The sequence below is a fragment of the Fusobacterium ulcerans ATCC 49185 genome (genome assembly GCF_900683735.1).
GTDB classification, from domain to species: domain Bacteria; phylum Fusobacteriota; class Fusobacteriia; order Fusobacteriales; family Fusobacteriaceae; genus Fusobacterium_A; species Fusobacterium_A ulcerans_A.
Genome location: NZ_LR215979.1, coordinates 3,321,640 through 3,341,970, shown reverse-complemented (window position 1 = coordinate 3,341,970; position 20,331 = coordinate 3,321,640). Strand labels below are relative to the sequence as shown.

Here is a 20,331-nt window from a genome sequence, read left to right as displayed (position 1 = left end):
AAAGCTGGCTAAAATAAATTTAGTCAGCTTTTTCTTTAGTTAGTTTCTTAGAGGGTGTAAATTTTATACTCTTTTTAGGATATATTTTCATGAGTTCCTTTGTAACTGGGTTTGCTATTATTCGAGGTTTTCTCTCTAATATTTCAAAAGTTCCCTTTCCTACAAATTTTACTTTTCCACTTAATATTAAGGCTTCTTCTACAGTTTCAAGAAAAATTCCTATCTCTTTTATAGCTTGAGTTATATCAATCTCATTCTTGCTCATTTTTTGATATACTTTTGCAAGTCCTCTTTTATTCACTGCTCTCACCTCTTTTATTTACTAATTCTATCAATCCTTCTCCTGCTCTGAATTTTATTATTTTTTTAGACTGAGTATATTTTTTTTCAGGCTGTTTTGGAATAGATATTTTTCTTGGTTTTACATTTTTTTCTTCAAATACTCCCCAATTTTTAAATGTTACTTTTTTATCTTCATCTATTGCTTTTAATAAAGCCTTCCAGAAATTTTCTATTTTCTCTTTTGCTTCTTTTTTACTTTTTATTCCATTTCTTTCTTTATAGAATTTAATAAATCCTGATTCTGTCATTTGTACCTCCAATAGAATTATAGTATTTTCTCAAGTAATTTTGTCACATATACTCATGATTATTTTTAATATGACACTCAGCTTTTTTAATTTAAAAATATTCTATTCAAAAACATTCTATAAAACTAGTTTTTTAAAATTATGTTCTCTTTAATATAATAAAGCGAACTTTTAAAAAAAATTTTCTCATCCTATTATACTCTTTAATATTAAAAATATCAACTTAAAAAACAAATATGATCCTAGAGGGTCATAAAAACACTATGTAGAAAAAATAAAGGTTTTTACTCTGTTAGTGTTCGCTTTATTATATTAAAGAGAACTATTGATTTTTTATTGTTTTTTTCAGAGGTTTTTTCTTCCCCAAAAACAAAAAAGCAGAGGTTTTTTCTCTGCTTCCTTACTTATTTCGTTTTAATTATTCCAATCAATAGCTTTTTTAAAGCTTTTTCTATTTCTACTTTTCCTGCTAAAGTATCCTTTATTAACTCCCCCAAGATTTTCATAATTTTTAGCCTAAACTTTATCTACAATTCTTCCAAAATTTTCATATAACTTCAACAGTCCTAAATTTCCTAAAATCTATTTGTAGCTATGAGCTTTCATTAAATTTAACTAGTATTTTTTCAATATTATTTCCTTATTGTACTAGAATATCCTTGTAAGTCATCTGCCTTTCCTCATACTTTCTTATTTAAATAATGTATCTTGTATTTATTTCCTCCCCATTCCACTACTTTTGCTTTAATTTGAACAGGAGTTCCATCTAGCAAATTGGTTTCTTCATTATAAAATCCTTTCGTACAGTTAGATATTTTAGCACATCTTCCACATGGTTCTGAAGCTTTCCACATGAAATTATAGCATTTCTGTCCTATACATTCTTCTCTGGTTTTTCCAAATTTTTCACAAGCAGGCTGATTTATATACATAATTTCTGAAGTTTCTGCATCTGAAATAAAGACCATATCAAAAATCTGATCTAATATCCATTCAATATTTTTCAAATGATTAATAGGTGAATATTTTTCCATTCCTTCTGTGAAAACCTTATAACTGTTTTTTCCAGAAATTTTAGCAGCGAGAAGAGCCATATCTGCATTGTAATATAAAGAATCATAATCATCTCCAAAATATGTTCTGCACACTCCAGCAGAACATGTTATAGGCAAATCATTCCCTATATTTTTTATCATATCAAAAAACTTATTCAGCTTGTTTCCAAGAGCTTTTTCAGAAATAGTTCCTAAAACAAATACTACAAATTCATCTCCACCTATTCTTGAAATATTATCTACTTCTAAGAAGCTTTTTTTCAGACTGTCAGCTATTCCTTTAAGTACTTCATCTCCTTTTACATGTCCATGTATATCGTTTATCTTTTTAAAATTATCAATATCAATAATTATAAAAGTTCCCTCTACATTTCCACCTTCAAGGATATCATTAACTCTTGCTTTTATCTCTCGTCTGTTAAATAATCCTGTAAGTGGATCATGTTGCGAATGATATTTCAAATCAAAAATCATATTTTTTATATTTGAATCAATCTCATCAGATTCTACTACTTTAAATAGCTCCTTGTCTTCTAAATTTAAAAGTACATCCATTTTATCTGGAGAAATAATTTCTTTCTTATCAATAAAAAGTTTATCCAATTTTTCTTCAGATATTGGAGGGGAATAATAGTACCCCTGTGCGTACTGACAGCCTATATTTTTTAGTGTATAAACCTGTTCCTCAGTTTCCACACCTTCAGCAACTACTACAAGATTAAGTTCTTTTGCCAGATTCATTATTACTTTCAGCATAATTTTGCTGTTTTTATCTTTCTCTATGCTATGTACAAATTCCATATCTAATTTTAAAACATCTATTGGAAGCTTTGCCAGCATATTTAAAGAGGAATACCCAGTTCCAAAGTCATCCATTTCTATGACAAATCCAATTTTTTTAAGTTTTTTAACCCCTTCTATTATCTGCTCAGAATTTTCAGTATAAGCTGATTCTGTTATTTCCAGATGAAGAGCCCTAGGAGATATATTGTATTTTTTTACCAATTCCAAAAGTATATCAGCAAGATTATTATTATACAAATTTATACGAGATACATTTACAGATATTGAAAGATTGTCATAACCATTATCTGACCATTCTTTTAATTTTTTACAAGCCTCTTCCCATATAAAGCGGTCTATCTTTGTGATAAAACCATTTTTTTCAAAAAGATCTATAAATATTCCTGGCACTATCATTCCAAACTGAGGATGATCCCATCTTACCAAAGCCTCTGCTCCCACTATTTTTTCAGTTTTAAAATCATACTTTGGCTGATAATATGCCTTGAATCTTCTATTTTCAAGAGAATTTTTCATATCATTTATCAAAACCTGCTCTTGAAGAAGTTTTTTACGAACAGTATCATCATAATAGGCAAATTTTTCATGGTATTTATCCCTTACCATTCCTGCTGCAATTATAGCTCTATCACACATTAGCTCTATAGAAATTTCTTTATCTTCTACTTGATATATTCCATAGCGTATCACAATATTCATACTTTTATTAAATTCTGATACTCTCTTAGATATTGTTTTTAAAATATTTTCTATATTTTTTATATCAGCAACACACATAAGGAAATGATCTGCTTCTGATCTTCCACATATTCCAAATTCACTTATTACATCTTCAATAACTCTAGCTGTATATTTAAGGAGTTTATCTCCCTCTTTGCTTCCATATATATCATTTACAAATTTGAATTTCTCTATATCAACAAAGACAATAGTAAAATTCTTTGTTAAAAAATCCTTGAAAAGATTAGTACATTTAAAATAGAAAAACTCCTTGTTATATATTCCTGTAAGAGAATCTTTTTCTACTTTATTTATAAATGAAGATGTTTCACGTATTTTAATAATATTAGCTAATCTATGAAGAATAATAACTGGTCTATAAGGTTTTACTAAAAAACCTGCTGCTCCCCTTGATAAAGCTTCTACCTCTATAGCTTCATCTTCTTTTTCAGCAGTTACCATAACAGGTATATATACTAATTCTGGATCTTTTATTTTTTCAACTAGAAAATTATAACATTCTTCTACTGGAACAGTTATGTTTAAAAGCACTACTGAAATATTGTCTTTTTCCCTTCTCAATACTTCCAGTGCTTCTTTTCCATTTTCTACCTGTAAAACCTTGTAATCAAAGTCTAATATATCTTTTAATATCAATCTATTATTATAATCACTGTCAACTATCAACACCACTTTTTTTATGGGCATTATTTTCTCCTTTTATATTTCTCTTTTTAAAAAGAGAAAACTTTATTTATTTTATATTATTTATTTTAATTTCTTTGATTATTTTTTAGAATTAAAGATTGCTCTAGTTATTCAGATTATATATCCTTAATTCTAAAAATTCAACTAAATCATTCTTATTTTCTAAAAAGATTAACAAAACAAGCAATAAAGCATCTCAAAATCTTATATATATTATCAACTCAAATTATTTTATTATTATCCATATCCATATTTTCCTAGAAAATTTACATGCACTGTTCCCAAAAGATTTATTCTTTTAAATTCCTCTCATCTCTGAATGTTTATAAGCATATTTTTTCACATCTTCTACATCAAATAATTATTTATATTTCATATAAATTCAATTATATTTAAATACAAGAAGTAAATATAAAATACTTATTAAAAAAAATTTTATTGACAATTTTATATTATATCTATATACTTATTGGTAGAATTCTACCTAATTAAAATGAAGGAGTAAATTATGAAGAAAATAACTCAAAAATTTGGTTATGACTTTTATATAAGAGAAATTGGGCATAATATAAAATATACTAATGATCGAAAGCTTCTTGACCATAATATCACAAATCAGCAGGCACGTTTATTGGGAGAAATATATAATAGGCTTACAAATAATTTAGAAATAAGCCGGCTTATTTTGAGTAATTTAATGAACCTTAGTGGCCCTTCTGTTACAAGTCTTTTAAATGGACTTGAAAAAAATGGCTTTATTATACGACACCCAGGTAGTGAAGATGAACGAACAATAATAATAGAAATCACTTCTAAAGCACAAAAACTCATAGATAAATCAAATGATATATTTAAAGAGACAGAAAAAAAACTTTTATATAATTTTTCAAATGAAGAAAAAAAAATATTTTTAAAATTATTAGAAAAAGCTTATCTAAATATGAGTTAATACTCTTTAAAAACTTTTTTATATTTATTTAGGTAGAATTCTACTTTTTTTTTAATGGAGGAAATAAAATGGAAAATAAAAATAACACTTTATATTATTTAAAAGAAGCTCCTGTATCTAAAGCTATTTTTCATATGGCTATTCCAATGATTTTAAGTATGATAATTAATATAATTTATAATATTACAGATGCATTTTATATAGGAATGTTAAACAGTACTTCTATGCTTGCAACTATGGCTCTTGTTCTTCCATTTACTACAATTCTCATGGCTATTGGAGAAATATTTGGGACAGGAGGAAGTACATATATTTCACGTTTATTAGGCGAAAAAAATTGGGAAGGAGTAAAAAAAGCATCTGTTGTTAATTTTTATCTTTCAATATTTGCAGGGTTTATATTTATATTAATTATTATTCCAATGACCCCTTCAATTTTGAAAATACTTGGTTCTTCTGGAAGTAATCTTATTCCTACAAAGAATTTCATAACAGTCTATACAATAGGTGCACCATTTATTATTACAAACTTTACTCTTGCTCAAACTTTGCGTGGAGAAGGAGCATCTAAAGAATCATTAATAGGAATGTTAATCAGTATAATAATAAATATACTTCTTGACCCTATATTTATATTTTTATTTCAAATGGGAACCTCTGGTGCTGCTCTTGGTACTGTTATAGGAAATATTTTCGCTGTAATATATTATATTTGGTATTTAACAAAGAAAAGTACAGTTCAAAGTACTTCGTTTAAATATTTTAAGCCTGATAAAGATATTTTGACAAATATTTTCAAAGTAGGAATATCAGCATTTTCCTTATGCTGCTTTCTTATTATATCTGGATTAGTATTTAATAATTATACTATGATGTATGGAGAACATGTAGTTGCAGCATTTGGAATTGCAAATAGAATATGTCAGATTTCGGATTTTATAGGCATAGGTCTTTATGTTGGAGTTGTGCCACTTATAGCATTTGCTTATTCTGCTGGAAATACAGAGCGACTTAAAAAAATATTAAAAACTACAGTTTCATATTTAACTATTGCTATTCTAGGAATTTCATTTGTTTTATACATTTTAAGGAATCAAGTGATGAGCCTATTCAGTATTCAAAGTGATTTAATCGATGTAGGGACAAAAATATTAGTTATTCTATTAATTTCTACTTTATTTGCTGGAATATCTGGGATGTTTACAAGTATGTTTCAAGCATTTGGTAAAGGAATACAATCTAATATAATGTCTGTTACAAAGGGAATAATTTTTATTCCTATCATTATCATTGGAAATATTTTATTTGAGTTGGATGGTGTTATTTGGTCAATAACTATTTCAGAATTTTTAACATCTTTAATAGGACTTTTATTATGGATTTTCAGCAGAAAAAGTATTATTGATTCACCATTAGAAGAGAGAATTTCTGATAGTCTATCATAACTTTCATATATTAATATTTTTTACTTAAAAACCATAAAGGCCTCAGTTCGTTTTTCCTGAAAAAAGTCACTTTTTCATTAATTTTTTTAAACTTTATATTATTTATTTCCAAGGTTTCAAATACATAAAGTTGTGTTAATCTAAATTTTTTATTCTTGGTTTAAATTTGAAGCCTAAAAGGTATGTTAACGCAAACATCTGCTCTACATATTCTGCTGTATCAGTAGAATGTTCATAAATTTCAAGTTCAGTTTCATGATATAATAATCCATCTAAAATATGATTACTATCTCTACCTTCGAGCATTTGAACATAGTAGGGTGTCTATAGATTACCAATGTGTCTGTATATATCCCCACCTATATTCCCATTGTGAGCATTATAATATGCTGATTCTAACATGTTCATTTGAAATAAATCTGTAGTCCAAATTAAAGCTTAAAATTTTAATTGAATATAAGGATAACAAATGGGAGTATTTTAATTTGAAGAAAGTATAATAGAAACAAAAGATGGATTAAGAGAAATCATAATCAAGGCTTAAATAATCAACATTTAGGTCTTGATTTTATTGATATAGTTTAATATTTTGGGAAAAAAGTCACAAAAATTGGAGCTATCCCTATACTAATAAAAATCTATCTATATGATCTTTGCTAAAGTGTCTGTTTATAATTTTTTCCACATATTAAATTTTTTTTTTATTGTAAGGAGAGTGATTTTTTTATTTCATTCTATCTCCATTTGCAAATATTAAGCTTCTGCTCAGTATTGATATTCTTTCCCATACTTCCTTGTTATTAGAATTCCTTCATCTTTCATTCGATATATAGTACTTCTATGTCTTCCTGTTATTGCTGCCGCCTTATTTACTGTTGTCCACATTCCTAATTCTTCCTCATATCTCCTTTGAATATATTTTTCACACTCATTTCCCTTTTCCAATTTTTCAAATGCATTGTCTTCAATTATTTTTGCTAGTTCTTTTTCTTTTGTCATTTTTTTGTTCCTCCATAAATTTTAATCATATACTAAATATCTCTTTTTAATATACATAACTGATATTATACTTGTTTAATCCTTAAAGTCAAGAAATAAAGTCTTTCTCTTAACTCCATTTAACTAGGGTTATGCACATTTGCTTTTACAAAAATAAAAAACACTAGAATTTCTTCTAATGTTTCTTTATATATTTATACATTTTTATTTTTTAACTAAACTTTATACATTTAGAAACTCTTAATCTTACATTTTTTCTAGGATGAATTTCTATTTTTTCCCTTGTTTGTGGATTTGATATTTTTCTTGGCTTTTTCTCTATTACTTCAAATACCCCCTTTTCTACTAATTTTACTTGTCCATCAATCAACAAAGCTTTTTCCAGAATACGAAGAAATTCATCTATATTTTTTAAAGAATCCTTACCTGTTATATTTTCTTTACTTAATGCACTATAGACTTTAGCAAATGATTTTTTATCCATTTATTTCTCCTTTTTCTGACATTTTATTTATTCTCTCTCTTAATCCAGTACCACATTTAAAACTTAGAACTTTTTTAGGTGAAGTATAGAATGCTTTTTTCTCATTTGGAATTTTAACTTTTCTTGCTTTTACATTTTTTACCTCAAATTTACCCCAGTTCTTAAACATGACCTTTTCTTCTTTCAAAACTTCCATAAGTACTGACCAAAAAAAATATATTTCTTCTTTAGCTTTCTTTAAATTTTTTAATTTTCTCTCTTTTTTATAGAATCTTATAAATTCCTCTTCTCTCATAAAGCTTCTCCCTTCTTAATTTTAAAATCTAATTTATTCATAAATTACTTTAACCATAAAAATTTTTTCTACTGTTCGCCTTTATAGATAAAGAAGAACACTTTTACAAATTAGATTTTAAGATATTTTTCAAGGGTGATAAAAAAATATTGACAAATTAATTATAAAATAGTACTATGATTAAAAAAGTATAGTTTCAATAAAATTAAGCGTTTCTAAAGGTATAAAAAACTAAAAACTAAAAAGTTCTCTTTTATCTATAAAAGCGAACCATTTTTTATTTTTTTTCATTTCAAAACACTTTCTAATTCTTAGTTTAATCTCTTTTTATCATTTTTTTCTTAAGAATATTTTTATCCCATTTTTCTTAATTTTTTTACAATAAAAAAAGACTGCCAAAATTAGTTATCCACTAATTTATAACAGCCTCATATAAATTTTCTAGAATCCTAAATCCTCTTTTACTAAAATAACTTTTATTCTTTCGTTATGTCTGCTGTAACGTGTAATCAGTATCTGACAGCACACTGTATCTGGTTTTTTACAATCATAACAACATCCAGTCTTCTTACATGGAGTATCTATATCAAATCTCTGAGCATTAAGAGGTGCTGCAGTATTTCTAGCACGGGACATGGCATCCTCTACACTTTTTACTACTTTATTCATTCCTACTACGAGGACTACATGCTTTGGTCCATAGCATAAAGCTGCTACTCTATTGGAATTTCCATCTATATTTACCAACACTCCGTCTTCTGAAACAGCATTACTGCTGGCAAGAAAATAATCACAAAAGAAAATATCACGCATAAGCTTTTCAGCTTCTTCTTTAGAAGAACTCTGTTCTCTGTCTATCACAGTATAGTTTCCATTTTTTACAGCATCTTTTAATCCTATTTCCTCTATGCTGGCTGATCCTCCCCAGCCTACACTGCTTCCCTCTGGAATAAGTTCAAGAGCTTTTTTCAAAGCATCTTCTTTTGTATCCACAAAATATGCTTCCATATTCCTAGATTTCAAAGCTTTAACTACCTGCTCTCCACGTAGAGAATCTCTTATTTCTTTCACTGTCATAGTATTTCCCTCCCTGTGTAAAACTAAATCTATACTTATTTTATTATTGAGCATATACATATTATTATATTTTAATTATATCTCTACATTCCAAGTTTTTCAAGCATATGTAAAAGTCCTTCACTGTCATTATCCAAAGTTATTTTATCTGCATGTTTTTTTACCTCTTCTGGAGCATTTCCCATAGCTATCCCCATTCCAGTTGCTTCAAGCATATCTATATCATTATAGTTATCACCAAAAGATATAGTATCTTCAATAGGAATATTCTTCACTTCACATAATACTTTTACAGCATTGGATTTTAAAGCTCTTCCATCCATTATTTCCAGATATGTATCCTTTGATCTATACACTGAAAGTTCTGGATGCTTTACTTTTAATATATTTTCTATTTCAGCTATCTTTTCAGGCTCTCCCATACACATTATCTTATGTACTTCTGTATCTTTTTCAAGAATATCTGTAAAATTTCCTTTAATACATTTCAAAGTAGTAATGTCCTCTTCTTGTTTTATCCAGTAATCTCTGTCATCAAAAGATATCCATGAACTCCCTGAATATATACTTATGCACATATTATTCCATTTCTCTCTGATATATCCTGTTATTTCTTCAGCTTTTTTTTGACTCATTCCATTACTCTTCAGAATCTTTCTATCTGTATCTAATACTAATCCCCCACTATATGCAACTATGGGAGATTCTAAACCAGCAGCTTTCTGTATTGTATATATTCCCTCTGGCATTCTTGCTGATACCAGAATAAAGGGTATCCCCTGATTTTCCAGTTCCTTTATTTTTTTCTTAGTATTTTTTCTTACCTCATGTGTTGAATCTAAAAGAGTTCCATCTATATCACTGAATACCATTTTGTATTTCCCCATCATCCTTCCCTCCTGTAAGTATCACTTTAATCTCATTTAGCTTCATATTTTCAATTATTCTATATTTATTATAACTAAAAATAAGCATAAAGTATATTTTATATTTTAGAGAAATCAGATTTTTAAATACTATTATTATAATTACTATCTTTTAGCAATCATTTCAATTTCAACTTTTGCTCCCATTGGCAATCCTGTTACTGAAAAACATGATCTGGCAGGATAAGGACTCTTAAATTTTTTCTTATATAATTCATTCATCAATGGAAAATCACGCATATCTGTGAGGAATACTGTACATTTAATAACATTAGAATTATCAAGTTCAGCAGCTTTTAATACAGCTTCTAAATTTTTAAAGCATTGTTCAAATTGTTCCTCAAAATTTCCATCAATAAATTCTCCAGTTGCTAGATTCATAGATGGCTGACCTGAAAGATAAATCACTCCATCAGCTTCTGCAGCATGTGAAAATGGAAAAGTCATTCTAGTATTTTCTGGTACATTATATACAATTTTTTTCATAATAAATACCTCCTATTCTAATTTTCAATATAATTATTTAGAGTTCTAATACAGTATAATAAAAAATAATAATATAGTTGATATTTCAACTAAATTTAGTATAATTCATTTTAGTTGAATAGTCAACTATTTTTATAGTTATATCTTAGACCTATACAATACTAAATTTTTTCTGCATAAATACATAAAGTAGAATTATTTTGACTTTCTTTTTCTCCTGCAACATTATTAAAAAATCTGAATTCTGAAAAACCTCCTGTTCTTAATTCCATACTTATAGATTCCTTATCAAAGATATGGTTCCAGATATTGTAACACTCACAATCATTTTCTGTTATGATTATATACTGCTCTAAAGATGTCAATGTATCTCTGTATATTTTATTTCTTTGAATACATGAATATGGTATTTCACTCCAAAATCCACTGTCTTCATATGTTATCTCTGTTTTCTTTTCAAAATCTCTAAAGAATGCTTTTGTAAATACATCTAAAATCAATATTCCTCCACCTTTCAAAGATTTATATACTTTATTCAACAAAATTTTTCTCTCTTCTGGAGAAAGCACTCCAAAATCACAATATATTAAAATTGCCATATCAAACTCATTCTCATAATCTATTTCCAGATAATTCATATATTTATATTCTATCTTCAAGTTCTTTTCTGCTGCTGAATTTACAGCATACTTTATTGATCTCTTTGAAAAATCTATTCCTGTTACTTCAAATCCTTTCTTACAAAACTTCTCTGCATATATTCCAGGACCGCATCCTAAATCAAGGATCTTCCTTCCTTTTATCCCAGGTACTAGAGAAGTTATCCACTCTGCTGATTTTTCTATAAAGTTATGATTTCTTGAAGCACTTTCTATATCTGGATTAATATGAGCTTCCAACATAAATTTAGATATATGCTCATCATCCCAGAATTTTTTACTGCTTGGTGTATATTCTATTGGCATTTCTTTGAGGTATTTCATTATTTTTTTGTTCATAATATATCTCCCTTTTAATTTATTTAGTGATATGAGAATAAAAAAAGCTGTGGTTTTACCCACAGCTGGAAAATCATTATGCCCAGTGTGAAATAAAATGGCTGAAATCATATGAACACAAAAAAGCTGGTATCAACAGCTTAAAAATTTTGTTCAATTATGATTTACCTTTCATTTCCACGACATTCTCATATTACTGATTGTATAATATCAAGTATGTTGGATTACCTCACCTCAAATAGAATATTTTCTCATATCACTGAGAATATTCTACTACAGAAAAAATTTTTTGTCAAAAAATAAAAAAACTGTCTTATCTAAGACAGCTTGATTTCTAATTGGTGGCTGGGCTGGCTGGATTCGAACCAGCGCATGACGGAGTCAAAGTCCGTTGCCTTACCGCTTGGCGACAGCCCAACAACAGTATAATAGTATCAAATTTATCTCTGTTTGTCAATAAAATTTTTAAAAAATTATAAAAAAAGTTTACCTTTAACCTAGTTTCACTCCACTTTACTTGGTGCTTCTGTTTTATTTTCTAAAAAAAAGATATGATATATGTATCTAAAGAGCTCTTAGAAAACTAAAATATCAGGAGGTCAATTAATGACAAAAGAAAACTCAATAATTAAAACAGTGGTAGAAAAAGAAAAGGCAAAAGTTACTAATTCTATTAAAAGACAGGAATCTATAGAAAAAGAACTTCAAAATTCACAAGCTGCATTGGAACATTTAGCCGAACAGATTGAAGCAGGAACTCCTATCCCAGATGATTCAAAATTTGAAAACTATGAAGAATGGCAGACATTTCTTGAGAAAAAAATCAAATCAAAAAATTCCTCTCTGGAAACTATTGATAAGCAAAAAAGCCTTCTGGCTGCTTATGAATTTTATATTAAAAACAATGCTGAATAAAAAGTGATAGAAAAGCTGTAGGTATACATATACCTGCAGTTTTTTATTAAAATAATATTTGTTGTAAAAATACTATTTTAAGATATTTTACTTTAATTGCAACTGTGAATTTACAAAATTTCAACTTCACTTTCTTGTTTTTCAACTGTAAAAATGATATATTTTGAGTAATCTATAAATAAAATTTCAGAAAGGAAAAATTATGACTAAAAATGAATTATGGGAAATCTGGGAACTTGCAAAAAAAGGAAATACATATTCTAGGAAACCACTTCCTGTAGAATATATAAAAGAAGCTGAGGAATATATAAATGGCAGCAACAGTACTATTGAAAAGAAAAAAACATCTTGGTCTGCTGTATACCCTATGGTATTGCTTAAAGAGCTAGGGGGAGAAAATGAATCTATTGCTAAAAGGATACTTTTTGTTATTTCACAATGGAGAAGAGAAGGAGTTATAAGTGATTACTACTATATGTTTAATGATATAGATATTGCAGTAAAAATCGGTTACTCTCTTCCTGAAATTATTGAAGAGTCTATCATTAGATTTAAAAAAAATCTTTCTGTTGATTCCATAGAACCTTCTCTTGAAAAATTATGGAAATACTTTACTGATGAAAATTTTGCAAAATTTGCTGATAATCTTTTTAAGAATAATATAGATACTCTTATAGAAAAGAAAAATGAAAATCATATGTTTTTCACTCTTCTAATTACTGCTTCTCTTCTTTATAAGAAAGATCCAGTAAAATATGAAAGATATCTGAAGCCAATAATGGATTATGCAGAAAAATTTGCTGATATCTCTACATGTATGATTTTATCTAAAATTTATCCTATTTCAAAAGAAGCTGAAACTCTTCTTGTCAAATTGATAAAAGAAAATGAAGGAGCTAGAGTAAATATATATAAATTTGGTTTTCACAGAGATTTTAAAAAATTAAAAAAATTCTGTGATGATAAAAATATTCCTGAATCTTATCCTCTTTTACTTCTTATTCTTGAAGTAATGAATGAGTATAAAAGTGATACCAAAAAAATTGCTCAATATTTTACAGAAGCATATAAAGAAAATAGAGAAGAGTTTATGAAAGTTTACTATAGATTATCTAACAAGATTAACTCTATCAAATCTCTTTTCCTCCTTGCTGTTATGGTAAAAAACAATGGTGAAGAAGAGGAATTAAAGGAAGAAAAAATAAATGCTGATATTATGAGATATATAGAAGCTGGATTTAAAAATAAAAACACTAATATTTTAGAATATTTAAAAGGAAATATTTCTAAGGAAGAAGTAATAAAAAAACATATGAAAGATAATATTCCAATGATTGAACATTTTTATACTGCAGTTGCATCAATGTATACTCACAGTTCTATTGCCAGAAAATTCTGGGATATCTATATGGCAGTTGCAGGAAAAGACACTTATCATTCAAGTGAAATAATGCTATATAACTATTTCGTTGATGGAAGATACAAATGGCTTGATAAATCCCCAATAAACAGTGCTGAAGTTTTAATGAAATATAAATTTCCATTTAAAAGGATACTTGCCATCTACTGTATAGCTGGAGATGGAAACTGGAATGGAGAAAATCTTAATATGGCTGATGCTGTAGAAATCACAAGAGGACATGAAGATGAAGCCTTAGAACTCCTTGATGAGTGGAGAAAACTTGAAAAATGCTCAAGTGATGAAACTGCTTATCAGACAAGGCTTATGGAATTGTTATTTGATAAAAGTGATGTTTCAGACTACTCTCTTCTTGTAGAAATGATTAATCATAAATCTAAAGTTATTAAGAAAAAAGCTGAGGATATAATTACAAGACATAAAGAAGAAACTGAAAAACTTCTTGAATCTGCCAAAAATAAGGCAAAAGGTGAAACTCTTCAAATAATAAATCGTATTATGAAATTCTGGAATAACGAACACCTTTTCCATGATGGTTTCTCTTTTACTAATGAATCAGCAATAAAATTTTGTACAGAAAACTTTGATACAGCCAATGCTAAAGTTATTTCATGGCTCCCAAAAGATATACTCTCTGGAGTACGTTTTGCTGATATGAGTGGTACAGCTCCTGCTGTAATTATGGAATTTATCCTTGTAGAATATATGTCTTTAGCTGCACCATATCGTGTAAAAGCAGCTGATAAAGTTGCGGAGATACTAAATATGCAGGACATTCAAAAAACTCTGGAAGGAATATACAATATATGGCTGGACAATGGAGCTGATACAAAACTTAAAATGATTTTACTTCCTTATTGTGTTTTTGCTTCTGATACACAGATACTTAATTTAAACAAACAGCTTCTAAAATGGGCAGAGGCTTCTCGTGGGGCTTTAGCTGCATTTGCTGTATCTGTTGCAGCATTAAATGGAGGAAGTGTAGCTCTTATGATGGTGGACAGTATATCTGGAAAATTTCCTAACAATCAGGTAAAAAAGGCTGCTAAGCTGGCCTTCTCTGCTGCTGCTAAAATACTTGATCTTCCAGAAGATGTGCTTTCAGACCGCATTATTCCTTCTCTTGGATTTGATAGAGCTGGTAAAAAGGTTCTTGATTTTGGAGCTCATACATTTACACTTAGCTTAACACCTGATTTTGTACTTTCAATCTATGATAATGGAAAGGCAAAATTTGTTAAATCTCTTCCTAAACCAACTGGTGAAGATGACCCTGTAAAAGCTGAAACTGCTAAAAAAGAGCTTTCTGAACTTAAAAAACAGATAAAAGCAGTAGTACAGACTCAATCTAACAGACTGAAAAAAGTTCTTATGAATGGACGTTATTGGAATAGTGAAAGTTGGAATACTCTATTTGTAGAAAATCCTATAATGCACCAATTCGCCATTGGACTTATTTGGGGAGTATATGAAGATAATAAACTGACACAGTCATTCAGATATATGGAGGATGGCACTTTCAATACAGTTGATGAGGAAGAATTCACTCTTCCTGAAAATGCTCAAATTACTCTTATACATCCTGCAGAATTAGGAGAGGAACTTACTTCTTCTTGGAAAACTCAGCTGGACGATTATGAGATAGTTCAACCAATAGAGCAATTAGATCTCCCTGTTATTGAGCTTGCTGAAAATGATATGGCTGGAAAAAAAATAATACGTTACTCTGATAAATATATCACTGCTGGTAAAATGAATTCATCTGCTAAAAAATATGAATTTATTCGTGGAGAAGTTCTAGATGCTGGTTCTTTCTTCTGCTACCACATTGTTGATAAATTCCTTAACATCTATGTTCATATCAATGTTGATGATATGTATATGGGGCAGGATTTCGAGGAACAAATAAGTATAAAAGAAGTTACTTTCTGCCGTCTGCCAGAAGCTGGAGAACCACTTGATGATATAAAAGACAATATGATATTAGATGTATCTTCTCTTTCTCTGAGATTTGTAAGCAGTGTTATAGGATTGCTTGATAAGATAACAGAATAAAATTAATAAAACAGTTGAAGTCTTAAAATGATTTCAGCTGTTTTTATATAATAAAATAATGCCATTAAGAGTTCATCTTGAAATAAATATCTTAATATGTTATTATAAATAATATTGTAATATAAATTAAAAAAAGGGGAGGATTTGATGTCCTTAAATGTTTCTGACTAAACCAACTAAATAAAAAGTTGTTTTTTAAAAAGCTTACAAACCTTATTATTCGGTAGGTTTTTTTGTGATGTCTTTTTAAAAATGGATAAGAAGCATGGATATCATTAACCCAAACTTTATTATAAATTAATCATATATTAAGTCTATAATTATTTTAAAATTTTTATTATATTTTAAAATTAATTTATAAAGGCTTAATATCCATTATATTTGTTATTTAATTTAAGTGATAAAAGGTTATAGTGACTTTAATGTTATTATAGCCTTTTTTATTTTTATCCATCTTTCTTTTTTATTTTAATTAAAAATGGAGGATAATAGTCAATGCTTAATTATATAGAAAAAATTAAAAAAAAAGTAAACCTAGAAGAAGGAAATAAAACTATAGAAAATATATTGATAACAATATACCTACAGGAAGGCATATCAACTAAAGAACTGGCAAAAATAAATTTTCTGCCCCTCCCTGTTACAGCTGCTGTAAAAAAAGAATTTATTAAAGAAAAACTGGTTATTCAAGACAGGGGAACAAGGCTGACTCCTAATGGAATATCCTTTGTAGAAAATAAATTAGGATTTAAAAATATAAATAAAGAACTTTATCTTAAATTACTTACAGATACTCAAAAAGAACATAAAGTAATTAACGAAATAAAGGAAGAAATACATAAGATTTTTCAAGGTCGCCCCCAAGTAGATGTGACTTTAGATCAATCAAAATCAAGTGTAGATACTTCTTTAAAAAGAGCTATGCTGTGTCTTAAAAATTATGACCTAATTGGAAAAAATATTTTATGCCTAGGTGATGATGATTTAGTTAGTGTTGCTCTAGGTTTTTTGTTAAAAAAACTTTTTCCTCATACTTTTTATCAAGATACTAAAATTACTGTAATAGACATTGATAAAAGGATTATTGAATATATAAATGATATAGCTGTGAAGGAGTCTCTCCCAATTAAATGTGAATATGTAGATTTAAAAGCTCCTCTATCTAATAAATTTAAAAATAGATTTGACTGTTTTTTTACAGATCCACCTTATACATTAGAAGGAATGAACCTCTTCCTTTCAAGAGGAATAGAAGCTTTAAAGAATCATAGCAATCTCAATATCTATTTTTCTTTTGCTCATAAACCACCAGCTTATCAATTAAATATACAGAAAAGTTTTCTAACTATGAAGCTTGTTATTTCAACTATAACTCCTAAATTCAATACTTATGAAGGAGCTGGGATCATTGGAAATATAGGGCAGATGATAGTACTTAAAACTACTGATATAACAAATCCATTAATAAAAAATGCTCATAATGGTTTTCTGTATACTGGAGAATTTATGAAAACAGTACGTTTTTATAAATGCAGAGAATGCGGAAAAATAACAAAGATAGGTAATTATGAAAAAATAAAAAATATTGAAAGTCTAAAAAATACTGGATGTTACAAATGTAACAATAAGATATTTGATTTAGTTCAAAGAAAAAATATAACTACTTAAAGTTAAGGAGAATTTATGTTTAAATTAAAACAATTAGGAAAACATCTTTTAGTTGAATATTATGACTGTGATGTTGAAATATTAAAAAATACATTATTAATTGAAAAATATATGATAGAAGCAGCTGAAGCAGCCAGAGCTACAATAGTAAAAAGTGTATTTCATACTTTTAATCCTTGGGGTGTCAGTGGGGTAATTGTTATTGAGGAATCTCATTTAACCATTCATACATGGCCAGAATACAAATATGCCGCTGTTGATTTATTTACCTGTGGAGATATACTAGACCCTTTAGCAGCTTTCACTATTTTAGAAATAAAATTAAAAGCAGAAAGATTTGATTTAAAAAAGATGGCCAGAGGTTCTTTAAAAGAAATTTTTAAAAGATAAAAAAACAACCTGAAACCGTTTAAGGCTTCAGGTTATTTTTTTCCCCAGATTTTTTAATTAATTATTCTTCTACAACTTCTTCTTCTAGATCCATTTCATTGTATCTAGCTATAACTGAATCAGTTATTTCTTTTCTTAATTCAGGAGTGATTGGATGAGCTATATCTTTGTATTCACCATCAGGCATCTTTCTTGATGGCATAGCTACAAACATCCCCTTTTGACCATCGATTATCTTTAGACCATGGATAACAAAACATTCATCGAATGTTACATCAGCATAAGCCTTCAATTTCAATTCATTCTCATTTTTTACTGCCCTTAGTCTAACGTCTGTGATTTTCATAATTAATGCACCTTCCCTTATTTTAGTATCATCTATAAAGAACTGCAAAGATGTACTTCACAGTTTTTAAAATGCTCTTTTAATATTTTATATATATTTTCTTTCTCATTTTTGTCAGCGAAAGTATAATATGCACTTCCACTTCCTGACATAAAGAATTTCATATTACTTAAAGCTGCTAATCTTTTTCTGAAATCTATTATGTTTTTATCTTCAAGTAAAAGACCCTGTTCTAAATGATTTTCTATATTATTTTCCACTGTAGACAGGCTGTTTTCCTTTAGTCCCAGAACTATTCTATCTATATCAGCATCTTTTTTATTATTGAGCATATACATATTTTTATATGCTTTTCCTGTAGAAACTCCAAAATCTGGTTTTATAACTATCAACGCACTGTCCAGATTGTTTTCTATTATTTCAATACTTTCTCCTATACCTCTAACTCTGGCAGATTTATTTATCAGAAAGAATGGAATATCTGCTCCTACACTCTTTCCTATATCTATCATTTTTTCCATAGAGAAATACTTTCCATGAAAATCATTCAGCAGTTTAAGCAGGAATGCTCCATTGGAACTTCCTCCCCCAAGCCCAGCCTGATGTGGTATTCTTTTTTTAAGATACACATATACTTTTCTTCTTTCCAGATTACTTTCATTATAAAATCTGTCATATATCTTATACAAGATATTTTCTTTTCCTGTTGGTATAGACTTCTTGTTAGTTTTAATAGTTAATGTTCCACTTATATCTTCTATTTCTCCAGTCATAGTATCACTTAAGCTGATAGGCACCATTACCATATCTAGAAGATGATAGCCGTCTTCACGCCTGCCTGTCACATTTAAACCTATATTTATCTTTCCGTTGGAATTCAAAGAAAATTTCACTAGAAAATATCCTCCTCACTATCCAGATCTATTTTTATACCTCTGCTGTCTAGAACTTTTATAAGTTCAGAAGTTTTTTCCTTAGCTACATTTCCAGCAGGAACTTCCAGTATTTCAAATTTAAAATATTTATTGAAATATTCCAATTCAAGAATCTGTCCTACTTTTACCTCTGTTCCAGCTTTTGCTACTTTACCATTTAATTTAGCTTTTCCACCATCTACTACTACTTTTGCAATAGGTCTTCTTTTAATTATTCTGCTTACTTTTAAAAATTTATCCAATCTCATATATTATGTTCAAACCTCCTGTTCTTATTAATTATATATACTATATTTTTTGCATATGTCAATGTTTATTTTTTGCTTCATTCCAAAATTTTTCCATTGTATCTAATGAAGAAGTCGTTAAATCGCAGTGCTTTTCTACATACCTAAACCTTGTATCAAATTTTTTTATTGTCTTCTCCAAAGCATCTGTTGAATTTATTTTTAAAAATCTTGAAAGATTTACTATAGAAAAAAGTAAATCTCCAAGCTCCTCTTTCATATTTTCATCATCATTATTGCTGATAGCCTGTTTCAGCTCTTCCAGCTCCTCTTCCACCTTGGCTATAACATCTTTAGTGTCAGTCCAATCAAATCCTACCTTAGCAGCTTTTTTCTGTATTTTTTCCGCCTTAGCAAGTGATGGAAGATATATAGGAACACCATCTAATGCTGATTCTCTCTTTTCATGAATCTTCTCTGTTTTTTTGATTTCTTCCCAATTTACAAGTACTTCATCTGAAGTTATAGAATCATCTTTTTCTTTGAATACATGAGGGTGTCTTCTTATCATCTTTTCATTTATCCCTCTTGCTACATCTTCTATTGAAAATTTTCCCTCATCTTCACATATATCAGCCTGAAATACCACATTCATCAGAAGATCTCCCAGTTCACCTTTCAGTTCCTCTCCACCTTCATCCATAGCTTCCAGCACCTCGCAAGTTTCTTCCATAAGGCATGGTTTAAGAGTTTCAAGGGTTTGTTCCCTGTCCCATGGGCATCCCCCTTCTCCCCTCAATCTCTTTATTATTTCTACAAGTCTGTCAAATTCTTTCATT

20 protein-coding genes, 1 tRNA gene and 1 pseudogene are annotated in these 20,331 nt (G+C 28.5%); 6 read left to right on the top strand and 16 right to left on the bottom strand.

All coding sequences use genetic code 11. From position 1 onward, the window contains the following. Positions 1-19: 19 nt before the first annotated feature. The 3 genes from E0E45_RS14985 to E0E45_RS14975 all read right to left on the bottom strand — a co-directional run bounded on the left by E0E45_RS14985 (position 20) and on the right by E0E45_RS14975 (position 3,877). Positions 20-301 carry an HU family DNA-binding protein gene (locus E0E45_RS14985; protein ID WP_130891908.1) on the bottom strand — a complete coding sequence of 94 codons (282 nt, stop codon included), beginning with the start codon at positions 299-301 and terminating at the stop codon, positions 20-22. Further along, a complete protein-coding gene (locus E0E45_RS14980; RefSeq protein WP_130891907.1) occupies positions 294-590 on the bottom strand; it encodes an HU family DNA-binding protein in 297 nt (98 codons plus the stop codon). The genes E0E45_RS14985 and E0E45_RS14980 overlap by 8 nt, the downstream gene beginning before the upstream one ends. Before the next feature lie 680 nt (positions 591-1,270). Then, a complete protein-coding gene (locus tag E0E45_RS14975; RefSeq protein WP_130891906.1) occupies positions 1,271-3,877 on the bottom strand; it encodes an EAL domain-containing protein in 2,607 nt (868 codons plus the stop codon). A gap of 508 nt (positions 3,878-4,385) precedes the next feature. On the opposite strand from E0E45_RS14975, the gene E0E45_RS14970 reads away from it, so the two are divergent. Next, positions 4,386-4,826 carry a MarR family winged helix-turn-helix transcriptional regulator gene (locus E0E45_RS14970; RefSeq protein WP_130891905.1) on the top strand — a complete coding sequence of 147 codons (441 nt, stop codon included), beginning with the start codon at positions 4,386-4,388 and terminating at the stop codon, positions 4,824-4,826. Between the two features lie 68 nt (positions 4,827-4,894). Next, positions 4,895-6,271: an MATE family efflux transporter gene (locus E0E45_RS14965; RefSeq protein WP_130891904.1), complete on the top strand. Its 1,377-nt coding sequence runs from the start codon at positions 4,895-4,897 to the stop codon at positions 6,269-6,271. A 141-nt stretch (positions 6,272-6,412) separates the two neighbouring features. Here the strand turns inward: E0E45_RS14965 and E0E45_RS14960 are convergent. The 9 genes and pseudogenes from E0E45_RS14960 to E0E45_RS14920 all read right to left on the bottom strand — a co-directional run. Further along, positions 6,413-6,565 (bottom strand): annotated as a pseudogene (locus E0E45_RS14960) (Tn3 family transposase); the annotation flags it as partial. A gap of 471 nt (positions 6,566-7,036) precedes the next feature. Next, entirely contained in the window at positions 7,037-7,270 is a 234-nt protein-coding gene (locus E0E45_RS14955) for a hypothetical protein (RefSeq protein WP_130891902.1), read from the bottom strand. 211 nt (positions 7,271-7,481) lie between these two features. After that, on the bottom strand, positions 7,482-7,754 hold the full coding sequence (locus tag E0E45_RS14950; protein WP_130891901.1) for an HU family DNA-binding protein: 273 nt from the start codon (positions 7,752-7,754) through the stop codon (positions 7,482-7,484). Continuing rightward, complete coding sequence (locus E0E45_RS14945) at positions 7,747-8,049, bottom strand: HU family DNA-binding protein (RefSeq protein WP_130891900.1); 303 nt, start codon at positions 8,047-8,049, stop codon at positions 7,747-7,749. The genes E0E45_RS14950 and E0E45_RS14945 overlap by 8 nt, the downstream gene beginning before the upstream one ends. A 441-nt stretch (positions 8,050-8,490) precedes the next feature. Next, positions 8,491-9,126 (bottom strand): lactate utilization protein, encoded by a 636-nt coding sequence (locus tag E0E45_RS14940; protein WP_130891899.1) that lies wholly within the window; start codon positions 9,124-9,126, stop codon positions 8,491-8,493. 83 nt (positions 9,127-9,209) lie between these two features. After that, positions 9,210-10,013 (bottom strand): Cof-type HAD-IIB family hydrolase, encoded by an 804-nt coding sequence (locus E0E45_RS14935; protein ID WP_130891898.1) that lies wholly within the window; start codon positions 10,011-10,013, stop codon positions 9,210-9,212. 144 nt (positions 10,014-10,157) lie between these two features. Continuing rightward, positions 10,158-10,538, bottom strand: a complete 381-nt coding sequence (locus E0E45_RS14930) for a RidA family protein (RefSeq protein WP_130891897.1) — start codon at positions 10,536-10,538, stop codon at positions 10,158-10,160. A gap of 161 nt (positions 10,539-10,699) precedes the next feature. After that, positions 10,700-11,536 (bottom strand): class I SAM-dependent methyltransferase, encoded by an 837-nt coding sequence (locus E0E45_RS14925; protein ID WP_130891896.1) that lies wholly within the window; start codon positions 11,534-11,536, stop codon positions 10,700-10,702. A gap of 342 nt (positions 11,537-11,878) precedes the next feature. Beyond that, positions 11,879-11,953: transfer RNA gene (locus E0E45_RS14920), tRNA-Gln, on the bottom strand. 189 nt (positions 11,954-12,142) lie between these two features. Here E0E45_RS14920 and E0E45_RS14915 point away from each other — a divergent pair. The 4 genes from E0E45_RS14915 to speD all read left to right on the top strand — a co-directional run bounded on the left by E0E45_RS14915 (position 12,143) and on the right by speD (position 17,984). After that, on the top strand, positions 12,143-12,451 hold the full coding sequence (locus E0E45_RS14915; protein ID WP_130891895.1) for a hypothetical protein: 309 nt from the start codon (positions 12,143-12,145) through the stop codon (positions 12,449-12,451). A 202-nt stretch (positions 12,452-12,653) separates the two neighbouring features. Next, positions 12,654-15,926, top strand: coding sequence for a DUF4132 domain-containing protein (locus E0E45_RS14910; protein WP_130891894.1), 3,273 nt, complete (start codon positions 12,654-12,656; stop codon positions 15,924-15,926). Positions 15,927-16,421: 495 nt separating this feature from the next. After that, entirely contained in the window at positions 16,422-17,594 is a 1,173-nt protein-coding gene (locus tag E0E45_RS14905; protein ID WP_130891893.1) for a bis-aminopropyl spermidine synthase family protein, read from the top strand. 15 nt (positions 17,595-17,609) lie between these two features. Beyond that, positions 17,610-17,984, top strand: coding sequence for an adenosylmethionine decarboxylase (gene speD, locus E0E45_RS14900; RefSeq protein ID WP_130891892.1), 375 nt, complete (start codon positions 17,610-17,612; stop codon positions 17,982-17,984). A gap of 61 nt (positions 17,985-18,045) precedes the next feature. On the opposite strand, the gene spoVG is transcribed toward speD, so the two are convergent. From spoVG to mazG, 4 genes are read right to left on the bottom strand one after another with little or no spacing between them, the layout of a single operon-like run. Next, complete coding sequence (spoVG, locus tag E0E45_RS14895) at positions 18,046-18,330, bottom strand: septation regulator SpoVG (RefSeq protein ID WP_130891891.1); 285 nt, start codon at positions 18,328-18,330, stop codon at positions 18,046-18,048. Between the two features lie 32 nt (positions 18,331-18,362). Beyond that, entirely contained in the window at positions 18,363-19,223 is an 861-nt protein-coding gene (gene ispE, locus E0E45_RS14890; protein WP_130891890.1) for a 4-(cytidine 5'-diphospho)-2-C-methyl-D-erythritol kinase, read from the bottom strand. Beyond that, positions 19,223-19,513 (bottom strand): RNA-binding S4 domain-containing protein, encoded by a 291-nt coding sequence (locus tag E0E45_RS14885; RefSeq protein WP_096404487.1) that lies wholly within the window; start codon positions 19,511-19,513, stop codon positions 19,223-19,225. The genes ispE and E0E45_RS14885 overlap by 1 nt, the downstream gene beginning before the upstream one ends. A 58-nt stretch (positions 19,514-19,571) precedes the next feature. Further along, a complete protein-coding gene (gene mazG / locus E0E45_RS14880) occupies positions 19,572-20,330 on the bottom strand; it encodes a nucleoside triphosphate pyrophosphohydrolase (RefSeq protein WP_130891889.1) in 759 nt (252 codons plus the stop codon). Position 20,331 lies beyond the last annotated feature (1 nt).